At 65.1% G+C, this 25,925-nt stretch carries 24 protein-coding genes; 4 read left to right on the forward strand and 20 right to left on the reverse strand.

The window, feature by feature from the left end; translation table 11 throughout:
• Nucleotides 1–76 precede the first annotated feature (76 nt).
• The 14 genes from AC07XB_RS16075 to AC07XB_RS16140 all read right to left on the reverse strand — a co-directional run bounded on the left by AC07XB_RS16075 (nt 77) and on the right by AC07XB_RS16140 (nt 14,348).
• Complete coding sequence (locus AC07XB_RS16075) at nt 77–1,153, reverse strand: protein-glutamate methylesterase/protein-glutamine glutaminase (protein WP_492371342.1); 1,077 nt, start codon at nt 1,151–1,153, stop codon at nt 77–79.
• A 23-nt stretch (nt 1,154–1,176) separates the two neighbouring features.
• Nucleotides 1,177–1,833 (reverse strand): chemoreceptor glutamine deamidase CheD, encoded by a 657-nt coding sequence (gene cheD, locus AC07XB_RS16080; protein ID WP_492371341.1) that lies wholly within the window; start codon nt 1,831–1,833, stop codon nt 1,177–1,179.
• Nucleotides 1,833–2,735 (reverse strand): CheR family methyltransferase, encoded by a 903-nt coding sequence (locus AC07XB_RS16085; RefSeq protein WP_492830360.1) that lies wholly within the window; start codon nt 2,733–2,735, stop codon nt 1,833–1,835. Before AC07XB_RS16085 ends, cheD begins: the two co-directional genes overlap by 1 nt.
• 70 nt (nt 2,736–2,805) lie before the next feature.
• Nucleotides 2,806–3,300 (reverse strand): chemotaxis protein CheW, encoded by a 495-nt coding sequence (cheW, locus tag AC07XB_RS16090; RefSeq protein ID WP_006162638.1) that lies wholly within the window; start codon nt 3,298–3,300, stop codon nt 2,806–2,808.
• A 21-nt stretch (nt 3,301–3,321) separates the two neighbouring features.
• Nucleotides 3,322–5,340 (reverse strand): chemotaxis protein CheA, encoded by a 2,019-nt coding sequence (gene cheA, locus AC07XB_RS16095; protein ID WP_492882697.1) that lies wholly within the window; start codon nt 5,338–5,340, stop codon nt 3,322–3,324.
• A 59-nt stretch (nt 5,341–5,399) separates the two neighbouring features.
• On the reverse strand, nt 5,400–6,422 hold the full coding sequence (motB, locus tag AC07XB_RS16100; protein WP_492371338.1) for a flagellar motor protein MotB: 1,023 nt from the start codon (nt 6,420–6,422) through the stop codon (nt 5,400–5,402).
• Nucleotides 6,423–6,440: 18 nt separating this feature from the next.
• Nucleotides 6,441–7,304, reverse strand: a complete 864-nt coding sequence (gene motA / locus AC07XB_RS16105; RefSeq protein ID WP_253930423.1) for a flagellar motor stator protein MotA — start codon at nt 7,302–7,304, stop codon at nt 6,441–6,443.
• Between the two features lie 239 nt (nt 7,305–7,543).
• On the reverse strand, nt 7,544–8,149 hold the full coding sequence (flhC, locus tag AC07XB_RS16110) for a flagellar transcriptional regulator FlhC (protein WP_043357029.1): 606 nt from the start codon (nt 8,147–8,149) through the stop codon (nt 7,544–7,546).
• Nucleotides 8,146–8,463, reverse strand: coding sequence for a flagellar transcriptional regulator FlhD (gene flhD / locus AC07XB_RS16115; RefSeq protein WP_006162633.1), 318 nt, complete (start codon nt 8,461–8,463; stop codon nt 8,146–8,148). The genes flhC and flhD overlap by 4 nt, the downstream gene beginning before the upstream one ends.
• Before the next feature lie 409 nt (nt 8,464–8,872).
• On the reverse strand, nt 8,873–9,607 hold the full coding sequence (locus AC07XB_RS16120) for a DUF4088 family protein (RefSeq protein ID WP_492371337.1): 735 nt from the start codon (nt 9,605–9,607) through the stop codon (nt 8,873–8,875).
• Between the two features lie 50 nt (nt 9,608–9,657).
• Nucleotides 9,658–11,481, reverse strand: coding sequence for a methyl-accepting chemotaxis protein (locus tag AC07XB_RS16125; RefSeq protein ID WP_492830737.1), 1,824 nt, complete (start codon nt 11,479–11,481; stop codon nt 9,658–9,660).
• Nucleotides 11,482–11,633: 152 nt separating this feature from the next.
• Nucleotides 11,634–13,274: a methyl-accepting chemotaxis protein gene (locus AC07XB_RS16130; RefSeq protein WP_492830738.1), complete on the reverse strand. Its 1,641-nt coding sequence runs from the start codon at nt 13,272–13,274 to the stop codon at nt 11,634–11,636.
• Between the two features lie 45 nt (nt 13,275–13,319).
• Nucleotides 13,320–13,796, reverse strand: a complete 477-nt coding sequence (locus tag AC07XB_RS16135) for a chemotaxis protein CheW (RefSeq protein WP_492371334.1) — start codon at nt 13,794–13,796, stop codon at nt 13,320–13,322.
• A gap of 168 nt (nt 13,797–13,964) precedes the next feature.
• A complete protein-coding gene (locus AC07XB_RS16140; protein ID WP_492371333.1) occupies nt 13,965–14,348 on the reverse strand; it encodes a response regulator in 384 nt (127 codons plus the stop codon).
• 344 nt (nt 14,349–14,692) lie between these two features.
• Between AC07XB_RS16140 and AC07XB_RS16145 the strand changes: the two genes are divergently transcribed.
• A complete protein-coding gene (locus AC07XB_RS16145; RefSeq protein WP_492371332.1) occupies nt 14,693–15,445 on the forward strand; it encodes a hypothetical protein in 753 nt (250 codons plus the stop codon).
• A gap of 53 nt (nt 15,446–15,498) precedes the next feature.
• Here the strand turns inward: AC07XB_RS16145 and AC07XB_RS16150 are convergent, their stop codons facing one another.
• The 3 genes from AC07XB_RS16150 to AC07XB_RS16160 all read right to left on the reverse strand — a co-directional run bounded on the left by AC07XB_RS16150 (nt 15,499) and on the right by AC07XB_RS16160 (nt 20,134).
• Nucleotides 15,499–17,460, reverse strand: a complete 1,962-nt coding sequence (locus AC07XB_RS16150; protein ID WP_492830739.1) for a putative bifunctional diguanylate cyclase/phosphodiesterase — start codon at nt 17,458–17,460, stop codon at nt 15,499–15,501.
• Nucleotides 17,461–17,592: 132 nt separating this feature from the next.
• Complete coding sequence (locus AC07XB_RS16155; RefSeq protein ID WP_492830740.1) at nt 17,593–19,344, reverse strand: methyl-accepting chemotaxis protein; 1,752 nt, start codon at nt 19,342–19,344, stop codon at nt 17,593–17,595.
• Nucleotides 19,345–19,528: 184 nt separating this feature from the next.
• Nucleotides 19,529–20,134, reverse strand: a complete 606-nt coding sequence (locus AC07XB_RS16160; RefSeq protein ID WP_492830761.1) for a flavin reductase family protein — start codon at nt 20,132–20,134, stop codon at nt 19,529–19,531.
• A gap of 346 nt (nt 20,135–20,480) precedes the next feature.
• Here AC07XB_RS16160 and AC07XB_RS16165 point away from each other — a divergent pair, with 346 nt between their 5' ends.
• Nucleotides 20,481–20,786 (forward strand): H-NS histone family protein, encoded by a 306-nt coding sequence (locus tag AC07XB_RS16165; RefSeq protein ID WP_043357044.1) that lies wholly within the window; start codon nt 20,481–20,483, stop codon nt 20,784–20,786.
• 196 nt (nt 20,787–20,982) lie between these two features.
• On the opposite strand, the gene galE is transcribed toward AC07XB_RS16165, so the two are convergent.
• Both galE and AC07XB_RS16175 read right to left on the reverse strand, forming a co-directional pair.
• The gene (gene galE, locus AC07XB_RS16170) at nt 20,983–22,002 is read right to left on the reverse strand and encodes a UDP-glucose 4-epimerase GalE (RefSeq protein WP_492371329.1); all 1,020 of its coding nucleotides are present in this window, start codon (nt 22,000–22,002) and stop codon (nt 20,983–20,985) included.
• A gap of 185 nt (nt 22,003–22,187) precedes the next feature.
• Entirely contained in the window at nt 22,188–23,213 is a 1,026-nt protein-coding gene (locus AC07XB_RS16175) for a tyrosine-type recombinase/integrase (protein ID WP_492371422.1), read from the reverse strand.
• Between the two features lie 385 nt (nt 23,214–23,598).
• Between AC07XB_RS16175 and AC07XB_RS16180 the strand changes: the two genes are divergently transcribed.
• Together AC07XB_RS16180 and AC07XB_RS16185 are read left to right on the forward strand one after the other, a co-directional pair.
• Nucleotides 23,599–23,979 carry a nuclear transport factor 2 family protein gene (locus AC07XB_RS16180; RefSeq protein WP_220810808.1) on the forward strand — a complete coding sequence of 127 codons (381 nt, stop codon included), beginning with the start codon at nt 23,599–23,601 and terminating at the stop codon, nt 23,977–23,979.
• Nucleotides 23,980–24,039: 60 nt separating this feature from the next.
• Complete coding sequence (locus AC07XB_RS16185) at nt 24,040–25,041, forward strand: NAD(P)H-dependent flavin oxidoreductase (RefSeq protein WP_174424123.1); 1,002 nt, start codon at nt 24,040–24,042, stop codon at nt 25,039–25,041.
• A gap of 115 nt (nt 25,042–25,156) precedes the next feature.
• Here AC07XB_RS16185 and AC07XB_RS16190 read toward each other — a convergent pair whose 3' ends face one another.
• On the reverse strand, nt 25,157–25,702 hold the full coding sequence (locus AC07XB_RS16190; RefSeq protein ID WP_150993161.1) for a PadR family transcriptional regulator: 546 nt from the start codon (nt 25,700–25,702) through the stop codon (nt 25,157–25,159).
• Nucleotides 25,703–25,925 lie beyond the last annotated feature (223 nt).

Below are 25,925 nucleotides of genomic sequence, written 5' to 3' on the forward strand. Positions count from 1 at the left end.
AATACAGTTGTGGAAAGTTGCTGCAATACTTGCGCTGGCCCCGCCGGTATGCGGCCGGGCCGGCGCTTGTGCCCTGTCAAACTCGCTGCGCGCGTGTCCCGAAGGTGGCCAGGCGTGCCATCACGCGCTGGCTCATCGCGTGCAGCGGTACTACCTCATGCACCCCACCGGCGGCAATCGCCTCCTTGGGCATGCCGAATACAATGCAACTGCTCTCGTCCTGCGCCAGGTTATAAGCACCGGCCTCGCGCATGCGCAGCATGCCTTGCGCCCCGTCCTTGCCCATGCCCGTCAGCATCACGCCGATGGCGTTCTTGCCGGCATGCTTGGCCGCGGAGTCGAACAGCACTTCCACCGACGGCCGGTGGCGGTTGACCGCCGGCTCCTGCGACAGGTGGGCCACATAGTTGGCCCCGCTGCGCGCAAGCAGCAGGTGCGAGTCGCCCGGGGCGATATAGGCGTAGCCGGGCAGCACGCGCTCGCCGTGCTCCGCTTCCTTGACCGTGATCCGGCACAGGCCGTCCAGGCGCTGCGCGAACGAACGCGTGAAGCCCGCCGGCATATGCTGGACGATCAGCACGGCGGGGCAATCGGGCGGCATCGGCATCAGGAAGTCCTTGATGGCTTCGGTGCCGCCGGTGGACGCCCCGACGATAATCAGCTTTTCCGTGGACAGCAACGGGCTGCGCAGCATCGGGGTAGCCGGCGCTGCCCCTTCCCCGCTGGCGGGTGCGTTGCTGCGGATGCGTGCGCGCGACGCGGCACGGATCTTGTCGGCGATGGTGTCGGTGTAATCCATCAGGCCGTCGCGGATGCCGAGCTTGGGCTTGGTGACGAAATCCACCGCGCCGAGTTCCAGCGCGCGCATCGTGATTTCCGAGCCGCGCTCGGTCAGCGATGACACCATCAGCACCGGCATCGGGCGCAGGCGCATCAGCCGCTCAAGGAAATCCAGCCCGTCCATGCGCGGCATTTCCACGTCCAGCGTCAGTACATCCGGATTCAGGCGCTTGATCAGGTCGCGCGCCACCAGCGGATCGGGGGCGGTACCCACCACCTCCATATCGCTCTGGCTGTTGATGATCTCCGTCATCAGGCTGCGTATCAGCGCGGAGTCGTCCACGCACAATACCTTGATCTTGGCCGCAGTCATGTCTGGAAAAAGTCCTTGTCGTATCAGGAAACGGCAGCCGATGGCGCACGCCGTGAAAACAATTCCGCGCCGCCCTTTCCAGGCGTCGTCGCGGAGCTGGCGATGGCGCGTGCCAGCGCGCGTTCGTTACGCTCGACCACCACCTGGTCGTCCTGGCGCGTGAGCCGGCGCACCAGCGCCAGCCCGGTAAGCGGGAAATAGCTGACCCGGCGCGCATGCGGGCCGCGCAGGTCCTGCGCGGCCAGCCGGATCCCTTCGGTCTTCAGGTAACGGATCACGAACTCTGCATTGCGGTCGCCGATGTTGAGCGTGGTCATGTTGGCCAGCACCGCGCCGCCGCCAAACACCTTGGCTTCGAGCCGCTCGCGGCGCGCGCCCATCTTCAGCAGTTCGTTGACCAGCACCTCCAACGCGTAGCAGCCGTAGCGCATCGACGCGGACAGCAGCCGGTCGGCACCCACGCCATCGTCATCCGGCAGCATGAAGTGGTTCATGCCCCCTACCCCGGCCGTCTCATCGCGGATGCATGCCGCTACGCACGAGCCGAGCACCGTGGTCAGCACCACGTCTTCGCGGGTCACGTAGTACTCGTTAGGCAGCAGCTTGATGGCTTGCTTGCCGAATTCACGGTCAAAGTAGCTGCGGGTGGCGATTGCCTCCGGCAATTGGGGCGTGCGCATCACGATCCTCCCAGCCGGGCCGACTGCGGCGCCAGTTCATAGACAGTCTGCCCGCGCAGCTGGAAGGCGCGCGTCACGTAGGAGAAATTCTCGGAGTGGCCCGCGAACAGCAGCCCGTGCGGCTTGAGCAGCGGCACGAAGCGCTCCAGGATCTTGCCCTGCGTAGGCTTGTCGAAATAGATCATCACGTTGCGGCAGAAGATCGCGTCGAACTTCTCGCGAATCCCCCAGTCCGGCGCCAGCAGGTTGAGCGGCTCGAAACTGATGGTGCCCGCCAGTTCCGGCTTGACCTTGACCGCGCCGGCGCGCTGGCCGGTGCCCTTGAGGAAGAAGCGCTTGAGCCGCTCCGGCGAGAGCTTGTTCACCTGCTCAGCCGTATAGACACCGGAGCGGGCCTTGGCCAGCACCTGGGTATCGATATCGGTGGCCAGCACGGTGGCGGCGCGATCGCCGAGCGCTTCGGCCAGCGTGATGGCGATCGAGTAAGGTTCCTCGCCGGTGGACGCGGCCGAGCACCATACCGAGTAGGGCCGGCCGGTCTTCTTGGCATGCTCCGCCAGCAAGGGGAAGTGATGGGCTTCGCGGAAGAACGACGTCAGGTTGGTGGTGAGCGCGTTGGTAAAGAACTCCCACTCGTCCGAGCCGGCATCGGCGTCCAGCATCGCCAGGTAAGTGCCGAAATCGACCAGCTGCAGCGTGCGCAGCCGTCGCGCCAGCCGGCTGTACACCATCTCTCGCTTGTGGCTGCCAAGCGAGATGCCCGCGCGGCGATGAATCATCGCGCGGATCTTCTCGAAGTCCCGCTCGGTCAGCAGGAAGTCACGCGGCTCGTCGCGCCGCAGGGAAGCGGGCTGCGCTGATTGCGGGCCGGCGGCAAAGGCGGTTGGGCGAGGCTGCGTCATGTGTTGCGGGGCTTTTGGCCGTGGTCTTGCTGGGGCTTGCTTTGGTGAACTCAGGCGGATCCGCTCGGGATCAGGCGAGCTCGGCTTCGACCAGTTCCATTTCGGCACTGGTCATCAGCTTCTCGATGTCGATCAGGATCAGCATGCGGCCGTCGACAGTGCCAAGGCCGGTCAGGTGATCGTTGGAGACCGAGACGCCGAACTCCGGCGCCGGCTTGATGGCTTCGCCGGTCAGGGTCAGCACGTCCGATACGCCATCCACCACGATGCCAACCACGCGGCCGGCGATATTGAGGATGATGACCACGGTCTGGTGGTCGTAGCGCACGTTGCCCAAGCGGAACTTCAGGCGCAGGTCCACGATCGGCACGATCACGCCGCGCAGATTGGTCACGCCCTTGATGAAGTCAGGCGCATTCGCCAGGCGGGTCACCGCGTCGTAGCCGCGGATCTCCTGCACCTTGAGAATGTCGATGCCATACTCTTCGCTTCCCAGCGTGAAAACCAGGAACTCCTGCCCGGAAGCTTCGCTCCCGGGGGTATCGATGTGTCCGATGCCGGCCATGATGTCTTGTTCTCCTGAGCGTTAAGCAAGCGCCGGGTCTTGGCGGCGCACTCCGGTGCGCTGCAGCGCGCCGACGTCCACGATCAGTGCCACGCTGCCGTCGCCAAGGATGGTGGCAGCGGAAATGCAAGGCACCTTGCGGTAGTTGGTTTCGAGATTCTTCAGCACGACCTGGTGCTGGCCGATCAGTTGGTCCACCAGCAGCGCGAAGCGCTTGCCTTCGGCCTGCAGGATCACGGCGATGCCCTGGGTCGGCTCGTGCACGGCTTCGGCCACGTTGAACACGCGGTGCAGTTCCAGCAGCGGGAGGTATTCGCCGCGCACATGCATCACGCGGTCGTTGTTGGCGGCCGTGTGCACGTCTTCCGGCTTGGGCTGCAGCGACTCCATCACGCAGTTCAGCGGCAGGATGAAGGTCTCGGCGCCCACCTTGACGGACATGCCGTCCAGGATCGCCAGCGTCAGCGGCAGCACGATGCGGGTGGTCGTGCCCTGGCCGGGACGCGAGGTAACCTCGACGTGGCCGCCCATTTCCTGGATGTTCCGCTTGACCACGTCCATGCCCACGCCGCGGCCGGACAGGTCGGTCACCGCTTCGGCGGTGGAGAAGCCCGGCGCGAAGATCAGTTGCCAGACTTCATCGTCGCTGATGTTCTCCGACACCGGCAGGCCATTCTGCAGTGCCTTGGCGAGGATCTTGTCGCGGCGCAGGCCACCGCCGTCGTCGCTCACTTCAATGACGATGTTGCCGCCGTGGTGCTGGGCCGACAGGATCAGCTGCCCGGTGGGTTCCTTGCCTGCGGCAACGCGCAAGTCCGGTGTCTCGATGCCGTGGTCCAGGCTGTTGCGCACCAGGTGGGTCAGCGGGTCGATGATGCGTTCGATCAGGCTCTTGTCGAGCTCGGTGGCCTTGCCGAAAGTGACCAGGTCGATCTGCTTGCCCAGCTTGCCGGCCAGGTCGCGCACCAGGCGCGGGAAGCGCGAGAAGACGTAGTCCATCGGCATCATGCGGATCGACATCACCGCTTCCTGCAGGTCGCGCGCATTGCGCTCGAGCTGGCCCATGCCGGAGAACAAGCGGTCGAACAGCACCGGATCGAGCGCGGATGCGGTCTGCGCCAGCATCGACTGCGTGATGACCAGTTCGCCCACCAGGTTGATGATCTGGTCCACCTTTTCGGTGGGCACGCGGATGGAGCCGTTCTCCTGCGCGTGCGCGGCCGCGGCGGGCTGTGCCTTGGCTTTTTCCTTGGCGGGAGCGGGCGCGGCCGGGGCTTGCGCCGGTGCGGCGGCGGCCGGCGCAGCTACCGGCTCGGCCGCTGCCGGCGCTGCGGCCGGAGCCGGCGCATCCGCCGCTTCCACGATGATCTGGTCGCCGTCGACGACGAAGCAGCACACCGCGATGATGTCATCGGCGCTGCACTGGCTCGACAGCCACACGGTGAGATCGCCGCCCTCTTCCTTCTGGCCAGTGATCTCGCCCAGGTTGGCGAGTTCCTCGCGCAACAGCGCCTGATCCGAGGGCGACACCTTGACCAGGGTCACCTTCAGGCCGCCGCCGGCGCTCGCAGGTGCCGCAGCTGCCACGGTTGCCGCCGCGGCGACAGGCGCCGGGGCGGGCGCCGCTGCCGGCGTGCCGCCCGCAGCCTCGAGCGCCAGTTGCTGAAGAACGGCGCAGATACGCGCCAGCGTTTCCGGATCGGGTTCCGTACCGTTACGGTAGGCGTTGAGCTGATCTTGCAACACGTCCTTGGTTTCCAGAAAAGTGTCGATGATGGTCCGGGACAACGCCAGTTCCCGCCGCCGCGTACGGTCAAGCAGGTTTTCCAGCAGGTGCGTGGTTTCGGTCAGGGCAGCGAAGCCGAACGTGGCCGCGCCACCCTTGATAGAGTGCGCCGCGCGAAAAATCGCGTTGAGCTCTTCCGCATCGGGGGATTCGAGATCCAGCCCGAGCAGCAGTTGCTCCATTTCCACGAGGAGCTCTTCCGCCTCCTCGAAAAAGGTCTGGTAGAACTGCGTGATATCGATATCGACAGACATAACCGTCCTGGCTCACTGAATTTTGCTGCGAAGCCCGCTGCCGGCATGGCAGGCGGTCTTCATTGAACACTGCCCGGCTTGGCCGGGGCCGCGGCGGCGTTGCCCGGCGCAGCCGCAGCCGGGGCGGCCGAAGCGGCCGGCGCGACTGCGGTTGCGGGGGCGGAGGCGGCCGCCAGGCCTGCCTGCACTTCCTGGCCGGCTTCACCGGCCTTTGCTGCGATCGAAACCTCGGCGGCGCTGGCATTCTCAGCCTCGATCCGAGACTGCGCGCGCTGGTTCAGCACCACGATGCTGATGCGGCGATTCACCGGCGCGAGATCGTCCTTCTTGTCGAGCGGCATGGTCGCGGCCAGGCCGATCACGCGCAGCACCTTGCCCTCGTTCATGCCGCCGGCAATCAGCTCGCGCCGGGAGGCATTGGAGCGGTCGGAGGACAGCTCCCAGTTGCTATATGTGCGCTCGCCATTGGAATAGTTGGCGGAGTCGGTATGGCCGGACAGGCTGACCTTGTTGGGCATCTCGTTGAGCACCGGGCCGATCTCGCGCAGGATGCTGCGCATATACGGCTCGACCGCGGCGCTGCCGGTACGGAACATCGGCCGGTTCTGCGTATCCAGGATCTGGATGCGCAAACCTTCGCTGGTGATATCGAGCAACAACTGGGGGCGGAACTGGCGCAGCACCGGGTTGTTCTCGATGATCTGCTCAAGACGTTTCTTGAGCGAGCGCAGGCGCTCGGCTTCCTGGCGTTCCTTGGCCTTTTCCGTGGCGTCTTCGGGCGTCTTCCTGACCTCCGCGTCCTGGCGGGTCACGTCCGTGCCGCCGCCCGGGATCACGCTGGAAGACAAGCTGCTCTTGTTGCCGCCCGCAATGGCCACTTTCAGCGGCGTGCGGAAATACTCTGCCAATTGCACCAGGTCCTTGGGCTGGGCAGCCTTCAGCAGCCAAAGCACAAGGAACAGCGCCATCATTGCCGTCATGAAGTCGGCGTAGGCGATCTTCCACGATCCGCCATGATGCCCGGCGCTGCTCTTCTTGATGCGTTTGACGACAATGGGGTGCGCACCGTGCTCACTGCTCATCGCTGTCGCTCCTCTTCGTCAGGTGATGCTCTTGACTTCGCGGACGTGGTCGTCCAGTTCGAGGAAGGATGGCCGCTCGGTCGAGTACAGCACCTTGCGGCCGAACTCGACCGCCACCAGAGGTGCATACCCATTGAGCGAAGCCAGCAGCGTGACCTTGATGCACTCGTACATCTTCACGGTTTCGTCCACCTGGTGCTCGACCCGCGCCGCCAGCGGCGAGACAAAGCCGTAGGCGAGCAAGATGCCGAGGAAGGTGCCGACCATGGCGTGGGCAATCAGCGCGCCCAGTTCGGCCGGCGGCAGGTCTGCCGAGGCCAGCGCGTGCACCACGCCCATCACCGCGGCGACAATGCCGAAGGCGGGCAATCCGTCGCCGACGCGGGTCAGCGCATGCGCTGGCACCTCGGCCTCGTGGCGGAAGGTCTCGATCTCGTGATCCATCAGGGTCTCGATCTCGAAGGCGTTCATATTGCCGTTGACCATCATGCGCAGGTAGTCCGTCAGGAACTCCATCATTCCCGGGTCGGCAAGGATGCGCGGATACTGGCTGAACACGCTGCTGGCCGCCGGATCCGCGATTTCCTTCTCGAGGAACAGGATGCCTTCGCGGCGGGCCTTGGACAGCAGGACATAGAGCAGCGCCATGACTTCCATGTACAGCGCCTTGCTGTACTTGCTGCTGCGAAACAGTGTCGGCAGCACGCGAATGGTGGCCTTGATAGCCTTGCCATTATTGGAGCTGATGAACGCGCCGACCGCGGCGCCCCCAATGATGACAAGCTCTGCCGGTTGATAAAGCGCGCCCATATGGCCGCCGGTCATGGCGTATCCGCCAAGCACCGCCGCTATCACGACAACAAAGCCAATTACAACTAGCACGATTGATTCCCCGTCAGAAAAACACGCGTCAGGCACGCACAAGGGTCACCCCTCCAGCCAGGCGGATATACCGCCTGCCTTGGCAGGGCTCACCTGTCACGCAGGCTGCCATCGGATCTGAGACCTTGGGACTATCGGGCCTTGAAGCCTTGGGTCCTGAAGTCTGTCCGTCTTAAGACTTAACGACTGAAGACGGCAAGACTTGAAGACTTAGTGCCCTATCGACCCAAGGATTTCAGTCAGGCGACAGCTTGCGCTGGTGCGATGTCCTTCGAGAGCTTCTTGGCTTTGCCAGCACGCGAGGGCGGACGGCACAGGCTGCATACGAAATTCGCATGCGGCTCGTACGCGTGCGCAACGAAACGCCCGCCGCAGCAGGTGCAGCTGGAAAGCTGCAGCATGTTGCTCTCGAAAAACCGTACTAACGTCCAGGCACGGGTGAAACTTAAGACAATTTCGCTTTCGAGCAGCGATACGTGCTCAAGATAGAGCCGATAGGCTGCCACCACGCCGCGGATGCCAACCGTCTCGCCCTGCTGGACCATGAACTGATAGGCCGAGAAGAACAGCGAGGAATGGATGTTTGGCAACCAGGTGGTGAACCAGTCGGTCGAGAAGGGCAGCATGCCCTTGGGCGGCGAGGCGCCGCGCAGCTCCTTGTAGAGGCGGATCAGGCGATCGCGCGAGAGCGTGGTCTCGGCTTCGAGGACTTGCAGGCGCGCACCCAGGCCGATCAGCTCAATGGCGAGCTGGGTCTGGTTGGCATCCTGCAGGACGCTCTTGCGATTGGGGACGGGAGTGGCCGTGGTACTCCGGGCTGACGGGGCCTGCAGGAGCGCGGTCAATTGAGCGACTCCACGGGCTGCCGTGCGAGCAGGATCGCAGCATGGATCTGCTGCATATCATGGCTCTTGGCCGTATGGGTGAGTGTCGACAGCAAGGCATGGTCGTCGAACCGAAAACGGCATAGGACCATGTTTGATGCTGCCAGTTTGACAAGCTGGGCCGGTGTCAACTTGGCGAGAATGTCGGCAATTTCCTTGCTGACGCCAAGCCTGAACATGGCTTCCAGATGATTTTCGCGCACCAGGCGTTGCGCGAGCAGCAGATAGGCGAGATTGACCTCCCTGATCTCCTGGAGAACTTCACTGCTTTCCAATTTTTCCCCGCTACCAAAAGCCCTTCGACCGCTTGTCCGGCGCTTACCCGCAGCCGAAGGCTGAAGGCGACCAGATCGTTTGAGTGCGTGTTCGACGGGTACTGCGTACGACTACGGAACTGCGCTTGGTCAGACCTATCTGAAACGTTACAAATGTTACAGAGTGTAAGTGCGACTGACAGTGTTATATCGGCAATTTGAGCAGACTGCCAATCCCCTCTTACGTTGGGGTACAGCAATGTCGCATGAAACATACATGGGATTCAAAGTTTGTAACAGACATCTCCTTGTCATGTGATTTGCATCAAAACTGTTACGCGTATGTAACAGAGGAAAAGCTCTAAAATGGCGCGTTAGGTCATCCCGCCCGAGGGTGTACTAGTCGCATTCCTCTATTGACGGGTCGGTCTCACTGCACTAGGACCCTGCGCAGCCATGCCGCCACCCGTGCGAACAGGTCGTCGGGCTCTTCGCGGAACAGATGCGGGCAGGTTTGCTCCACCTGCTCCATCACGCGTGCAGCCTCTTCGGCACTCACAGTGCCATAGTCCATCGATAGCCCCAGCAACGCACGCAACTCGCCCAGCCGCGAGCGTGCCGTGCCTGCGGTGCGCTCAGTCTGCACCATGTACATGAGGTCGTAGACCCGGCGGCGCAGGCTTTCCGCGACGCGCCATGCCGGTGTCTGCATCTGCTCCTCAAGCGTGCGGATATCCACCGCCGAGGTGGCCAGCTGGGATGCCAGGGGATCGGTAAAGGCCAGGTCGGCCCCGGCGTCCTCCAGAATCTGCCGGGACCAGTCACGGGCGTGCGCAAGGCGTTCCTGGGGCGTCCACTCGTAGCGCACCGCCAGGCCATAGCCATAGCGCTGCGCGTCGCGCATCAGGGTCGCCATGGCATTGGGCAACTGCTTGTTGAACACGCGCTTGGCCCAGGCGTATTCCCCACCCGAGAGCAGCCGCGTGACGGCACGCTCGGTCAGCGGGCCGTCATGGTGAAGCAGGCGCGCCCGCAGGAAATCATCGAAGCCGGGCGGCGTGAACTCGTTGTCCAGCCCGGTCGAGAGCTTGACGAAGTGCTCGAACTCGGCACGCAGCTTGGCCGCGGCTTCTTCGGGCAGCGCCAGGGTGATTTCAGTAGTCATGATATGCAGATCCGGCTATGCCGCTGACGGTGGGAGCACCTTGTTCGCCGTCAGAAAGCGCTCCAGTCGCCGCTTTCCGAGGCAACCAGGGCTGCGGGACGCGCGGCGCGCGCCGTAACCGGCGCAGGCATATCACGTCCGCCCTCGCGCTCATCCTTGTCCACCGGCGCGGGCTCGGCATGACCGGACTCTTCGTGGCGGGAGGCCGGTGCCGACGGCTCCATGCGCTTGGGCTTGGCCTTGGGCGCAGCGATCACCTTGGGCTGCGGCGCTTGCACGCGCGAGCCGGCAAAGGCATCCGTTTCGGCCAGGCGGAAACTGGCTACCGAGGATTGCAGGCGCGTGGCCTGGTCTTCCAGGGAACCGGCGGCAGCCGCGGCCTGCTCGACCAGCGCCGCGTTTTGCTGCGTCACCTCGTCCATTTGCGCCACGGCCTTGTTGACCTGCTCGATGCCCGAGCTCTGCTCGGCGGACGCCGCGCTGATCTCGCCCATGATGTCTGTCACGCGCTTGACCGCCTGCACGATCTCACCCATGGTGTGCCCGGCCTGGCCCACCAGCGTCGAGCCGTTGTCCACCCGCGCCACCGTGTCGCCGATCAGGCCCTTGATTTCCTTGGCCGCGTTCGCGCTGCGCTGCGCCAGGCTGCGCACCTCGCCTGCCACCACCGCAAAGCCCCGGCCTTGCTCGCCGGCACGCGCGGCTTCCACTGCCGCGTTCAGCGCCAGGATGTTGGTCTGGAAGGCAATGCCTTCGATCACACCGATAATGTCGACGATCTTCTTGGAGGCATCGTTGATCTCATCCATGGTCTTCACCACGCGGCCCACCACTTCGCCACCCTTGACCGCGGTCTCGGAGGCGTTTGCCGCCAGGCCGCTGGCCTGGCGCGCGTTGTCCGCGTTCTGGCGCACCGTGCTGGTCAGCTCTTCCATGCTCGATGCGGTTTCTTCCAGCGAGGCCGCCTGCTGTTCGGTGCGCTGCGACAGGTCGCTGTTGCCCGCGGCAATCTCACGCGAGGCGGATGCGATCGATTCCGCGGAATCCTTGAAGTCGCGCACCATGGCCGAGAGTTGCTGCTGCATCTGCCGCATGGCGTGCAGCAGGCTGTCCTTGTCGCCCGCACGCAGCTTCACGTCGGCCGAAAAGTCACCCTCGGCGATACGCGAGGCAATATCCACCGCATAGGCCGGCTCGCCGCCCAGCTGGCGCGACAGCGTACGGGCCAGGAAGGCGCCCAGCAGCACGGAGACGGCCAGGCCGCCCAGCACCAGGCCCAGCATCCACAGGCGGGAGCTTTCGTAGACGCCACGTGCTTCGTCCATATTGGCCAGCGCGCGATCGTCGCGTCGCTTGACCATCCTTGCCATCACGTCTTCGAGCGCGCGGCTATCCTTGATCAGGTCGGCGCTTTCGCTAAAGACCTGGCTTTCAAACTGCGAGGTATCGAGCGGCTGCTTGCTGACGAGCGCCACATACTTGCCCAGGCGCTCACGGTAGGCCGGCAGCAGGGTGTCGAATTGCTTGACGAGGGCGATCCCCTCGGGCTGGCCGAACGCCGGGCGCGCACGCTTCATGCTCTCGTCCAGCAGGACCAGCGACTTTTCGATCTGCTCCTTCTCGGCGGCGCGCTCGCCCATGGTCGAAGCCGACAGCAGCGCAATCTGCGCGCGGCTGGAATAGAGCAGGTCGATGTTGCCGCTCTGCACCGCCTTGAGCGCCTGCAGGTCGCCGTGATAAATCCGGCTGGTCCAGTCCGTCATGCGTCCCATATTGATGACGCCCAGCAGACCCATCACCGCGCCGATAAGCGACACGACCAGAAAGCCAACGACCAGCTTGGTCGTGACGCGGAGCTGATTGAACCATTGCATGCAGACTACCTCTTTTTTCTGAATGACTTGACCGGGGCCTCATCTGTCCGCTGCCGGCGGGTTGCCGGCAGTGCGCACGACAGGCGCTACTTCTTTTTCTAGAACACGCTTTCAGGCCGATTGCCTCGACACTGCTTGATCTCTTTCTCTTTTCAGGCTTGCGCCAGATGCAGCGCATCGCCCTGACGGGCGCGCACCGGCCGTGCTTCAGGGCGCAAGCTGACGCGGAAGGTGGCTACCGCATCGCGCAAGCGCCCGGCCTGGTCTTCCAGTGCGCCGGCCGCGGCCGCGGCCTGCTCCACCAGTGCCGCGTTCTGCTGTGTCACCTCGTCCATCTGGGCCACGGCCTTGTTCACCTGCTCGATGCCCGAGCTCTGCTCGGCGGACGCCGCGCTGATCTCGCCCATGATGTCCGTCACGCGCTTGACCGCCTGCACGATCTCGCCCATGGTCAGCCCGGCCTGGCCCACCAGTGCCGAGCCGTTGTCCACCCGTGCCACCGTGTCGCCGATCAGGCCCTTGATTTCCTTGGCCGCGTTCGCGCTGCGCTGTGCCAGCCCGCGCACCTCTCCCGCCACCACCGCGAAGCCCCGGCCCTGTTCGCCGGCCCGCGCGGCTTCCACCGCCGCGTTCAGCGCCAGGATATTGGTCTGGAAGGCAATGCCTTCGATCACGCCGATAATGTCGACGATCTTCTTCGATGCACCGTTGATGTCGTCCATGGTCTGCACCACGCGGCCCACCACTTCGCCGCCCTTGACGGCAATCTCGGAGGCGTTGGCTGCCAGGCCGCTGGCCTGCCGTGCGTTGTCCGCGTTCTGGCGCACCGTGCTGGTCAGCTCTTCCATGCTCGATGCGGTTTCTTCCAGCGAGGCTGCCTGCTGTTCGGTGCGCTGCGACAGGTCGCTGTTGCCCGCGGCCACCTGGCGCGTGGCCGTGGAAATGCTCGCCATGCCCTCCTGGATCTCGCCCACCACCGACAGCAAGCTGCGCTGCATCGTGCGCATGGCACGCGCCAGCGCCCCCACCTCGTCGCTCGCGCGGTAGTCCAGGCGCGTGGTGAGATCGCCCGCGCCCATGCGCAAGGCAAAGTCGAGCATGTCCTGCACCGGCCGGTTCACGCGTGCCAGCAGCAGCGTGCCGCCGATAAAGGATGACGCGACCGCCAGCCCGAAACCGCCCCACAACCAGGGCCGAAACTGGCTCGTGGCTTCTGCCCCGGCCAGCGCCTCGAAGGCCAGCAGCGCCGCGAGGAACCACACCAGGCCCGCCGCCTGCGACAGCAGGATGCGCCGCTTGAGCGTGATCTTGCCCAGGCGTGCCGGCAGCCCCGCCAGGCCCCTGCGTACCACGGCACCATCGCGCACGGCCAGGCCCGAGCCGCCGCCCTCGCGCAGGCGTGCGTAAGCGGCGCCTGCTGCCTCGACCTGCTCGCGCTGCGGCATCGAACGCACCGAGGTATAGCCCACCAGCTGGCCGTCGACGACCGTGGGTGTCACCGTGGCACTGACCCAGTAGAAATCACCGTCCTTGCGGCGGTTCTTGACGATGCCGACCCACGAGCGTCCGGCCTGAATGGTCTTCCACAGGTCGGCGAATGCCTCCGGCGGCATGTCCGGATGGCGGACCAGGTTGTGCGCGGCGCCGAGCAATTCCTCGGCCGCGAATCCGCTGGCCTCGATAAAGGCGCGGTTGGCGAACGTGATGCGACCCTTCAGGTCGGTCCTGGAGATCAGGTAATCGTCTGCGGAGAGCTTGTACTCTCGGGAGGTAACGGGTTGATTATTTCGCATGAATGGAAGACTGCATGGATCGGGCTCTCGCTACGTGCGGCCGCCTCAGCTGGCCGCGGCTGCCTCGATGGCCGCGAGTTCTTCGGTGTCTAGCAATTTCTCGATGTCGACGAGGATCAGCATGCGGCTTTCGACCGAGCCGATGCCGCGGATGTAATCCGTCTCGCCGGAGAGCTGGGGTGCCTGCCGGATCTGGCCCGGCGCCAGCGTCAGCACGTCGGACACACCGTCGACCACGATGCCGGTGGTGCGATCGTGCAGGTCGGCGATGATCACGACCGTGTACTGGTCGTAGTTGACCTTGTCCTGGCGAAACTTGATGCGCAGGTCGATGATCGGGACGATGATCCCGCGCAGGTTGACCACGCCCTTGAGATAGGCGGGCGCATTGGCAATCTGCGTGACGTTCTCATAGCCACGGATCTCCTGCACCTTGAGGATGTCGACGCCGTACTCCTCGCCGCCCAACCTGAACGCGAGGAACTCTTCCCCCGCGCCCTCTGTCTTGTTCCCGGCTTTCATTTGCTGGCTCCCGCTGCAATGACCGGCCATGCGGCGCTGCCAAAGCCGCAGCCGGCCGGCCCGCGGGCGGGCAGCCAGGCCGAGACTCAGCCTGCGACGAGGCACGAATATCGTTTACCTCTTAACGGCAGTCCTGGACGTGACTGAAGGGCAACAATGCCAAGGCATTTACCCTACCTTGGAGGGGTCTAGCAGCGCATTCACGGCTTCCATCAACTGATCCGGATCGAACGGCTTGGCCAGGAAGCCGGACGCGCCGGCCACGCGAGCCTGCTCGCGCACCTGGCTGTCGGCCTCGGTGCTCAGCATCAGCATCGGGATGGCGGCATAGGCAGGTTTCGCACGCAGCGTGCGGATCAGGGTCAGGCCGTCCGTTCCCGGCATCACCTGGTCGGTCACCAGCATGCCGAAGTCAGCGTCGAGGGCCAGCGCCAGCGCCTCGTCGCCGTCGGCGGCTTCGGACACGGCGTAGCCCCCCGCGCGCAGGCAGGCGCCGATCATGCGGCGCAAGGAGGGAGAATCATCGACGACTAGAATATGAGGCAAAGACATAGCGGCTCCGTTGACAGCACGATGGTGAGTCCACAAGCCGGGGTTCTGGCACGGTGGACCGATGTTCCTGCGGACGGGGCTGCGGTGTGCGGCGATGCGCGACTGGCGTGGCCGGTGCAAACAACGCCCCTTTGGGGCATATCGGCAGCGGCGGCCGAATCCGTAGCACGGTTGCGTCGATCGGCGGGATTTGTGGCATTTGTTACCCCACGAGCATGGGGTGCATCTGGCGGCGGCGGGTGGGCATACTACGGCCTCGCCGTAAAATGGCCCGCGCACCGGCGGGCCATGGCACGCCTGCGCTACCCGCGACTGAGGCACTGCAATACCATCGGAACGTGATCATGTCGAACTTGCCAGGCCCGCAGTGGAGCAAACGGGATACCCCTGACCCGCGCCAACCCGACAAGCTCACCGTCTTCGTCCAGGGCGCCCCGGACGCATTGCTGGCGTCGCTGCCGGATTTTGGTGGATGCCTGCACTGGGTATCGCGGCGCCCGCGCCAGCCGGCCGATGCGCAGCTTGTGATCGTGGAGCGGCAGATCAACGCTACCACCGCCCAACGCCTGCGCTCCCTGCGCCATCCCGATCGCCTTGTGCTCACATTGCTGGTCGACGGCCTGCCACATGCCGCCAGCGGCTGCGGGCCCATCGTGCCGACCACCGCCGAGGCGCTGCCGCATACCCTGCAGCTGCTGGCTTCAGTGCTGTTCGCGCCGGTGCTCAGCGACGGGCCCATGCCTCTGAACTGGCGGGACGTGCAGACCGTGGCCAATCGCGACGCCATTGGCCTGCCCTTGCACCTGGACACCAGCAGCGAGGCCGGCATGTCGGATGAGCTGCTGATGCAGCTGGCGCGCTTTCATGGCCGCACGCGGATCGAGCCGGAGGCGCTGCTGGCGAGCATCTACCTGCCGCGCGGGCTGCCGTCGCTGGTTAGTTGCAGCCAGCAGTTGCGCCGGCTTGGGGCCGTTACAGGGCATCATTGCGAGACCCGGTTTGCCTTGCTGGTGCCTGAGAGCGGGCGGTTTACCCGGCTTTTGGCGTTGTTTCCGCCTGGAGGCGCGTTACCGGAGCCGTTCACGCCCAGAAAGTGAGGTTTGACGGCGAGGCGTCATTCGCCCGAATCGCCCAAATCGGCCGATTCTCCTCACGCTCCCGATAACAAATTGGCAAACGTGACCGGGTCCAAGGGATGCGACAGCAAGTACCCCTGCGCCTCGTCACACCCCATCCCCGCCAGGATATCCAGTTGCGAATGCGACTCCACGCCTTCGGCCACCACCCGCATCTTCAGCTCGTGCGCCAGCGCCACCATCGACCCGACAATGGCCCTGCCCTGCGCATCGACATCCAGCCCGCCAATCAAGGTCCGATCGATCTTCAGCGTCCCGACCCGCAAGCGCTTGAGATAACCGAGGCTTGAATAGCCACTGCCAAAGTCGTCCAGCGCCACGTGGATGCCCAGCGCCTGCAGCTCCAGCAGCGTCTCCAGCGATTGGGCGATGTCCTTCATCGCCGCGGTCTCGGTGATCTCGAGCGTGACAGCCGATGGCGGGATGTCATGCTGGTGGATCTGCTCGAGCAGGTACTGCGGGAAGTCGCGGCTGGCAAAGCGCAAGCCGGAGACGTTGATGGCCACCGGCACCACAGGGATGCCGTCGTCCTGCCACTGTCGGATCTGCCGGCAGACCGTGGCGATCACCCAGTCGTCGAGCTTGTCGATCTGGCCGGACTGCTCCGCCACCGTGATGAACTCGGCGGGATTGACCTGCCCCAGGGTCGGATGGCGCCAGCGGCATAGGGCCTCGGCGCCGATCACGGTACGCTGGCGCACGTCGAACTTCGGTTGGTACTGCAAGGCCAGGCCATCGTCCTGGATGGCCAGCCACAGGTCGCGGCGGATCACCCGCATGCGCCGGGCGCGTTCACCGGCTGCCGAGTTGAATACGCGCACCTGGTTCGAGCCGCTCTCGCGCGCCTCGCTCAGGCTCACGCGTGCCGCCTGCATCAGGGCCTCGGAGGTTTGCGCATCGCGCGGGTAGATGGCAATGCCGATGTTCACGCCGATCTGCATCTGCAGGCCACGCGCGGCCACGAACTCCGCGAGCGAGCCCAGCAGGCGCGCGCCCAGCTCATTGGCGCGGCTCTGGTGCACCATCTCCGGCACGCCGACCGCGAATTCGTCCCGCGCCAGGCGCGCCAGGAAGTCGTGCGGCTCCAGCGCTGCCTGGGCCAGCGCCCCGGCATCCTGTGCCAGGATATCGTCGGCGCGGACCTCGAAAACCTCATCGACCTCGCGAAAATCGGCGATATGCACCAGCAGCACGGCGCAGCTGGTCTCGGCCAGGCGCGCCTGGGCGATCGACTGGTCGAGCCAGCGCGCAAAGCCGGTGCGGTCCGGAAGGTCCGTGCTGACGCTGTACTCCCCGACCGTGCCATGCCCGCGCGCGGTCGCTCGCACGGTCAGGCGGCCCGGGATACGGCCACGGCGCCGCATCGGTACCGTCGGCCCACCGCTGCCGGCGATGCCACCGGTACCGGCCGGATGGTCCTCGAACATCTCGTCCAGCGCATGGCTCTGCGGGCTTGCGAAACTGCCGCTGCTGGCCAGCCGCCATCCGGGCAAGTTGGCGCGGCGCAGGGCGAAGAATCCCAGCGGCAGCAAAAGCAGCGCGCCTGCCGCCATCCAGGCCGGCGGCATGAACCTGCCGGGATCCAGGCACAGGGCGGACGGGTGCGGGGCCTCGCCGCACAGGGTGCTCAGGCGCATGCCGGCAGCCACCACCACGCCGGCGCCGGCCAGTGTCATCGCCAGCGCAGCACCACGCAGTGGCACGTTGCGGCGCAGCCAGGGAAAGGCAAGCGTGAGTGCGGCCGTCGCGGCGAGTGCCACCGCGGCCTGCGACACGTCGTGCGTGACGCGCAGGCTGCCGGAACCCAGCGCAACCCATAACGGCAGGCCTACGGAAGCAGGGGAGAGCAGCAAGACCGCCCATTGCAGCGACCGGGCCGGCCCGCTAGGCAGCTCCCGGTCCGGCTTGGCTGCACGTATCCCCAACCCGACCGCGAGGCCGGATAGGGCAGCGAGCAGCAGAAGGCTAGCACTCATGTCAATAAGGAAGCTGCGCAAAAATTGGGGGCGATGGCGCGACGATCCAGGCGATGCGGGCGCAAACCCCGCATCATCGCATCACACGCGCTTCCCCGGTGATGAAAACGGCGGCAAACGTTCAACCATGGCTCAGAACGCGCTCCAGTCGTCGCCGCCAGCGTTGGCCGTAGCCATTGCCGGGACGGCCGGACGTGCCGCGCGTGCCTGGCGCTGGACCGGCGTGCGCGGACGCGCCGGCATGGCCGGCTGGCGCCCGGGTGAACTGCTCGCCGCGGCCTTGGCGGCCACGGGCGCGCGCGTTGCCGGCGGCTGCGCTGCCATCACGTGGCTGCCGGAAAGACGGAACACCGACACCACGCCATTGAGCTTCTGCGCCTGCTCTTCCAGGGCGCCGGCTGCCGCCGCGGCCTCTTCCACCAGCGCGGCATTCTGCTGGGTGACCTGATCCATCTGCGTGACCGCCTGGTTGACCTGCTCGATGCCGCTGGTCTGTTCCTGCGTGGCCGCGCTGATCTCGTTCATGATGTCGGTGACGCGCTTGACCGCGTTGACAATCTCGCCCATGGTCTGGCCGGCTTCGGCGACCAGCTTGGTGCCGCTTTCCACGCGCTGGCCGGATTCGCTGATCAGCGCCTCGATCTCCTTGGCGGCGGCGGCCGAGCGCTGCGCCAGGGTGCGCACCTCGCCTGCCACCACCGCGAAGCCGCGGCCTTGCTCGCCGGCACGCGCGGCTTCCACCGCGGCATTCAGCGCCAGGATGTTGGTCTGGAAGGCAATGCCTTCGATCACGGCAATGATCTCGACCACCTTGCGTGACGAGCCATTGATCTCGTTCATCGTATCAACCACGCGGCCCACCACGTCGCCACCCTTGAGCGCGATCTGCGAGGCATCGGTGGCCAGCACGCCGGCCTGGCGCGCGTTGTCCGAATTCTGGCGCACGGCCGAAGTCAGCTCTTCCATGCTGGCGGCGGTCTCCTCCAGCGACGAGGCCTGCTCTTCGGTACGCTGCGACAAATCGAGATTGCCGGTGGCGATCTGCTGCGTGGCCGAGGCGATCGAGTCGGTGCCGCCGCGCACCTGCGAGACGATGTTCGACAGGCTTTCCTGCATGGCGACCAGTGCCTGCATCATGCGGCCCACCTCATTGCGCGACACATTGGTGATACGCGAGGTCAGGTCACCCGCTGCGATACGCTCGAAGACCGCCAAGGCCTCCTCCACCGGCCGGACGATGGCCCGCTGCAGGGTGGTCGTGCACAGCGCGGCCACCACCAGGCCAAAGGCGATCAGCAGGAAGCAGAGCACGCGCACATGCCGGAAGCCAGCTTGCGCGTCATTGAAATTGGACTCGCCGGTACGGTACTGGAATGCCTGCAGTGCCTCGTAGGCCGTTGCCATGCTGCGCTGCAGATCGGGCAAGTCTTTCTTGGCAACCTTGAGTGCCGCGTCCGCGTTGTTCTCCTTCAAGGCTTTTTGCAGGGGCAGGATGCCCTTTTCCATGAATTCCTGGCGCTTGCGGCCAAACTCGGTGGCCAGTGCCTTTTCTTCAGCGTCCTGCGGTAGCGCAGAGTATCGCTTCCAGGCCGCCTCGGCACTGTCGACGAATACCATCGAACGGTCCACCACCGCCTTGGCATCATCTCCCTCTCCCGGCATGACGCCGCGATCGAGGGCCAGGCGCATGCGCGTCATGCCAAGCATGGCCTCGCCCAGCGCTTGCGAGGAGGCTAGCTGGTTGCCATAGGTTTCCTGAAGCGCCTCGTTGCTGTGCGACATGCCATACAGGCCAACGCCGCCAACCAGCATCAGAAGAAGCGACAACATTGCCATTGCGCCGCGCAGCAGAGTTTTGATCTGGATATTGTTATGGAAAGACATGAAGCACCCGATACGGTAAGGAATGCGCAAGGCCTCCACCGGCCCCGGCCCGGCGGATCGACACCCCAGCGACCCGCTCAGGGCAGATAACGGCGGTGCCCCGCGATTCCTTGAGCCGGGTGCCGTGCCCGCCACGCCAGACCGCTCATGGCGGGACGGCCGCGGCGCAGCGCCCTCGCCCTGCTCATTCGCGCTCTCCTGGCACTACCTGAAAACCCTCTCCCGTGGCAAAAAAAGCGCCACCAGCCAGATAGTGCATTGAGCGGCACTCAGCGTCCGGAAAATGCCATCTACCCTCTGAAAATGCAGCGGAGTCTGCCCACGCGGCCACCACTTCCGCGATGAACAAGTCGTAGCGGCCAGCCACGGCTGGCTCGGGAATGACGCGGCACTCCAGCCAGGCGAGGCAGCCGGCCACCAACGGCGCGGCAATTTCCGCCGCCGCGAACGTGGACAGTCCCGCAGCGGCGAATTTGTCCTGCTCGCGGCCGGAACGCGAGCCCACTGCCAGCGTGGCGGCAGCCTGCCCACGCGCGGGTATGTTCAGCGCGAACTCACCGCAGGCATCCACCAGCTCGCGCGTGAGCGTGCTGGCGTCGATCACCACCGCCACTTTCGGTGGCTGGAAATCCAGCGGCATGGCCCAGGATGCCGCCATCACGTTGCGCCGGCCAGCATGGGCGCTGGTGACCAGCGTCACCGGGCCGTGATTCAGCAGGCGATAGGCTTTTGCCAGCTCTACGGGGACGCGCCGGGAAGCGGCGCCGACGTTAATCGAGTCGTCAAGCATGTCGGATACGGATGAAGGTTCGCTCAAACTGAAATCGGATCGGCATTGTTGCAGCAAAAGCACTTTATGACCCTCGCCATTACGAGGGGAAGGGTTATTGCGCAGCGCGAGTGTAAAAAACCGAATCTGCGCCACGCATGGATTTCGGCGAGCCGCCAAAGTGGGCACCACGCCGGAAAATCCGGCCCCATCGATGACCGGCGACCTGCGCGGAAGTTCATTAATTAGATGGAGCAGATGATTTATCAGAATTCTCCCCATCGGGGTTAAAAGCGTTTGCAGGATCGCTTGCGGCCGTTATAATTCATCCGGTTCATCATGCTCACCCAGTAAATCGAGGCTCGTAATGGCGACTTATCAGGAAATTGTTCAGAAAATCAGCGAACTTCAAAAGCAGGCCGAGGAAATCAAGGCCCGCGAGCAGGCTTCCGTCATCGCCGATATTCGCCAGAAAATCGACCAATATGGACTGACCGCGGACGACCTTGGCTTCGGCACCAAGCCCGCCGCCGGCAAGAAGGCAACCCGCAAGGTACCGGTTCGCTATCGCGACAGCGCAGGCAATACCTGGACTGGCCGCGGCAAGCGTCCGGGCTGGCTGACCCAGGCCCTGGCCGCGGGCAAGACCATCGAGGACTTCCTGATTCGCTAAAGTCGGGCGCAACGCCGGGCATGGCGGCCGACTGCGCCGCGAGCCCGCAGGACTCCTGAAGACGGCCGGGCATTTGCCCGGCCGTCTTTATTACCTGCTGCCCTGTCCTCGCCTCGACACGCCGGAGAAACCGGGCACGCAGATAACGGCTGCGCGCCCCGCTTGCCTACGTGCCCGCGCGTCCGCGCCAGGCAGCTTAGCCGGCAAACCCCAGCGGGTTCATCGACTGCCAGCGCCAGGAATCCTCGCACATGCGATCGATGTCGTGCTGCGCGCGCCAGCCGATCAGCTGTTGCGCCAACGCGGGGTCGGCGTAGCACGAAGCGATATCGCCAGGGCGGCGGTCCCCGATCACGTAGGGCACCGGGCGCCCGCTGGCGCGCTGGTAGGCCGCGACCACTTCCAGCACGCTGTAGCCCCGGCCCGTGCCGAGATTGACCGTCAGGCACTGCTGCTGGTCACGCAGGTAGACCAGGGCCGCAAGGTGGCCGGCTGCCAGATCGCAGACGTGGATGTAATCGCGTACACCGGTGCCGTCGACCGTGGGATAGTCGCCACCGTGCACCTGCAGCTTCTCGCGGCGCCCGCCGGCGACTTGCGCCACATAAGGCATCAGGTTGTTCGGCACACCACCCGGGTCCTCCCCGATCAGCCCGCTTTCGTGCGCGCCCACCGGATTGAAATAGCGCAGGTAGGCGATACGCCAGGCGGGATCCGACAGTTCCAGGTCACGCAGGATCTGCTCGCTCATCAGCTTGGTCTGGCCATACGGATTGGTCGCCGACAGCGGAAAGTCCTCCAGGATCGGCACCGCATGCGGATTGCCATAAACGGTGGCGGAAGAGCTGAACACCAGTTGCTTCACGCCAGCCGTGTTCATGGCCGAGCAGAGGGTGAGCAGGCCATTGAGATTATTGTCGTAATAATCCAGCGGTTTGCTGACCGATTCCCCCACCGCCTTGAGTGCCGCGAAATGAATCGCGCCCGAGATCCGGTGTTCGGCGAACAAACGGTCCAGCAAAGCGCGGTCCCGCACGTCGCCTTCGACAAAATGCGGGCGCTGGCCGGTAATCTGCGCAAGACGCTCGACCACGACGCGATTGCTGTTGCAGAGATTATCCAGGCCGATCACGTGATAGCCGGCCTCGAGCAAGGCGACCCAGGTGTGCGAGGCGATATAACCGGTGGCTCCCGTGAGCAGCAAGGTTTCAGACATAGCGATTCATCAAATAGTTGTGAAAAGAGACGTAACAGGCGCCAGGACAGGGCGCACGATGCAACAAGCGAAATCCATGCTTCAGGCTGCAATATCGCGGCGCTGTCCTGGCGGGCGGCAGGCACGCCCCGCCAGGGTTGCCCGCATCGGATCGAAACAGATTGAAAGAGGTTGAAAGAGGGCGGCTAAGCATAGCAGGCCACATCTGTCGCGCCTGTGTCACCGGCACGGCGCACCGGTTTCAGCCCTGCACGTGCCTGCCAGGCCTCAAAAGCGGCACGCAAGCGCCAGCCGGACTCCAGGTCGCGCATGCCGAGACACTGCGCCACCTCGGCCGGGCCGGCTCCGGCCTCGAAATGCAGTGCGCCGCAGGTATTGCGCAGCGTCTGCGGCGACGCGCGCTCGCTGCGCCCCGCCAGCACGCCAGCCTCGTCGAGCAGGATCTCCACACGGCGGTATAGCGAGGCCGCGTGCAAGTGCCGCCCGCTTGGCATGGCCGGAAACACCAGGTTGCCCAGCGTGCCGGTACGGGAGCGGATTTCCATCCAGGCCAGCAGCGCCGCCCGCGCGAAGGCAAAGACCGGCGCCTCGTACGCGCGGCCGTTGTCGGCGCGCACCAGGCGCAGCCTGGCGGCGTCCTCGGCGATGCTGTCGATGCCCAGGCCGCGCGCTTCGCCCACTTTCAGGCCGGCGCCCAGCAACACGGCCACCAGTGCGGTATCGCGGGCGCGCTTCCATTGGGTGGCCGACAGCGCGGCGCCGTCCTGCCCGGCCGCCAGGGCCGCCGGTGCCAGCACGCGGGCAATCAGGGCATCGCGCTCGGCGGGCAGCAAGAAGGCGGTCGGATCGTTCTCGCCTTCGGCGAGGTGAGCGCGCACCGCCTGGCTGGCCGGGTTGTGCAAGCCGTCCTGCAATAGCGATAGATGGTGGAAGACACGCTCGATCAGCCGCGTGTAGCGGTAACGGTGATGCTTGTGCAGATCCTGCTCATCGAGGAAGGCCCCGATCTGCTCCGCCGACCAGGACAGCGGCGCCAAGCCGCGCTCGCCCGACCAGCGCAAGAGCTTGCCCCACATCGCGCGGTACACCACAGCCGTGCCATGGCGAAAACCGTGGCTGGCCAGCCAGCCATCGAAGGCTCGCTCGGGCTGCTTCCGCCAGGCCTCCAGGTCCGCATCGAACAGGTCGGGGGAGGGCCCGTTGGCGCTCATGTCAGTACTCACTCGCGCTCCTGCATTGGTTTTCGGCAATGCCGCTATTGTAGACAAGTCGCCACAAAAGACAGAGTTCGTTTGACCGCTGCCCAAGCACGGGCGGGCCTCATCCGGCAATCCGGAACGCACCGGTTCCTGCCCTCGCAACGTCAGGCCATTGCATTTGCCGTCGTCTGCTGCTACCTTTCACACATCGCTATGCAACCAGTTGCATAGCGATGTGTAAGCCGCCGCTGCCGTAGCCCCTGAGGGGCCACGGGCAAGCGTTGCGCAGCGTGCCGCAACGGGCGACTCCCACGCCCTCGGCCCAACCGGAGGAGACACCGTGACCCAAGCAACCTTGTCAGCGGCGGCGCAGGCCTCGCTAGCCATCTGGCACCGCATGATCGCCACCCATTCCATGTCCGACCTGGACAGCATCGTGGCGGACGAAGTGGTTTTTCACTCGCCCGTCGCCCACACGCCGTACCCGGGCCGCGTTGCCCTGCGCATGGTGCTGGAATCCGTCAACCAGGTGTTCCAGGACTTCCGCTACCACCGCACGTTTGTCAGCGACGACGGGCGCAGCGTGGTGCTGGAGTTCAGCGCGACGGTCGATGGCAAATCCGTCAAGGCCATCGACATGATTCGTTTTAACGACGCCGGCAAGATCGACGACTTCGAAGTCATGGTCCGCCCGAAGAGCGGCCTGGACGCGCTCGCCGCCGCCATGGGCGCCCGCCTCGCCAGCCAGAAATCCGTGTTGCAGGGCGCCAGCGCCTGAGCGCATCGCCGTTTCCCGTATCCCTATCCGTTCCACTGTATTCACTCTCGCAGAAACGCCATGTCACTTCCCGCCATTCTCCAGAACCGTCTTTCGCTGCCGGTGGTTTGCTCGCCGCTGTTCATCATCTCCAACCCCGACCTGGTGATCGCCCAGTGCAAGGCCGGCGTGGTCGGCTCATTCCCGGCGCTCAATGCACGCCCTGGCCCGGTGCTCAACGACTGGCTGGACCGCATCACCACCGAGCTGGCCGAGCACGACGCCAAGCATCCGGACCGCCCGTCGGCACCGTTCGCGGTCAACCAGATCGTGCACAAGTCCAATGACCGGCTCGATCACGACCTGGAACTGTGCGTGCGCTACAAGGTGCCGATCGTCATCACCTCGCTGGGCGCGCGCAAGGAAGTCAACGATGCCGTGCACTCCTATGGCGGCATCGTGCTGCACGACATCATCAACAACACCTTCGCACGCAAGGCCATCGAGAAGGGCGCCGACGGCCTGATCGCGGTCGCCTCGGGCGCAGGGGGCCATGCCGGCGTGCTGTCGCCGTTTGCACTGCTGCATGAAATCCGGGAGTGGTTCGACGGCCCGCTGCTGCTGTCGGGCGCCATCGCCAGCGGCGACGGCATCCTCGCGGCGCTGGCCGCAGGCGCCGACCTGGCCTATGTGGGCTCGGCCTTTATCGCCACCGAAGAGGCCAACGCGCAGGCCGGCTACAAGCAGATGATCGTCGACAGCACGGCGTCGGACATCGTCTACTCGAACCTCTTTACCGGCGTGCACGGCAACTACCTGCGCCAGAGCATCGTCAATGCCGGGCTCGATCCGGAAGCGCTGCCGCAATCGGATCCGTCCAAGATGAACTTCGGTTCGGGCAGCGCCAAGGCCTGGAAAGACATCTGGGGCGCTGGCCAGGGCGTGGGCGCCATCAAGCGCGTGGTGCCGGCCGCCGAACTGGTGCGCCGCTTTGCAGAGGAATACGCGCTGGCGCGCCGCCGCCTTGGGCTGGCCCCGGCAGCGGCTTACGCCAACGGCGCGACGGCGGCCGACCTGGCCTGAGCGCGTTGTTGACGGTGGCCAGCGCGCCGCAGCGCCTGGCCACCTGTCCGATCCCCCTATTGCCGCCCGTTTCCACGCATTTCCCATCCGCCGGGCGCGATCGCCCGGCGCGACTTCAGGCCGCGTCGTCCTGCTTATCCAGCAGCGGCAACAATTCCTCGGCCCACGACACCCAATCCTCTTCATACCGGATGCCGCGCTTGAGCAGGGCGTGCTGCACCTGTTGCGCGCGCGTGGGCTGCGCGGCGGAGAAATCGCGCCGCTCGATCTGGCGATAGGTCTCGAGCCGCTCGCGGTGCAGGCCGATCAGCCGCGCCATCTCCGGCCTCAGCCCGAGCGGGCCCACGACAGCATCGGCGCGCAGCTTCACCAGGATTTCATCTCGCACGTCCAGGCCGGCGGTAGGCGCCAGCACCCAGCGCGCCAGTTCGTCGCGCCCTGGCGGCAGCACGAAGTAGACCTTCTTGCGATTCCTGGCGTCACCCTCCCCCTCATCCGCGGCAATCCAGCCGTGCTCGGCCATGCGGCCCAGCTCCCGATAGATCTGCTGATGCGTCGCATGCCAGAAATAGCCGATGGAGCGGTCGAAGCGGCGAGCCAGCTCGTAGCCGGAAGACGGTTTTTCCAGAAGGGAGGTCAGGAGTGCGTGCTGAACGGACATGCGGGAAGCGTGACGTGGAGGCCGGTCGCCCGGTGGCGGCATATGGCTGCCGCCATGGCTTTGGGTGGCGAGCGCCTATGGTAGCGCAAAGCCCGGCCCCGCCAGGGCTGCTGCCCACGGATACCGCCAATTTCCGGCTGTTGGACACACGAAAAATGACAAGGCAACGACAACGCTGATGCAGATCTAAAAAATGCTAAATAGCATTTTTCGGCAGGGTGCA

It is taken from the genome of Cupriavidus sp. GW821-FHT02F09, assembly GCF_059421605.1.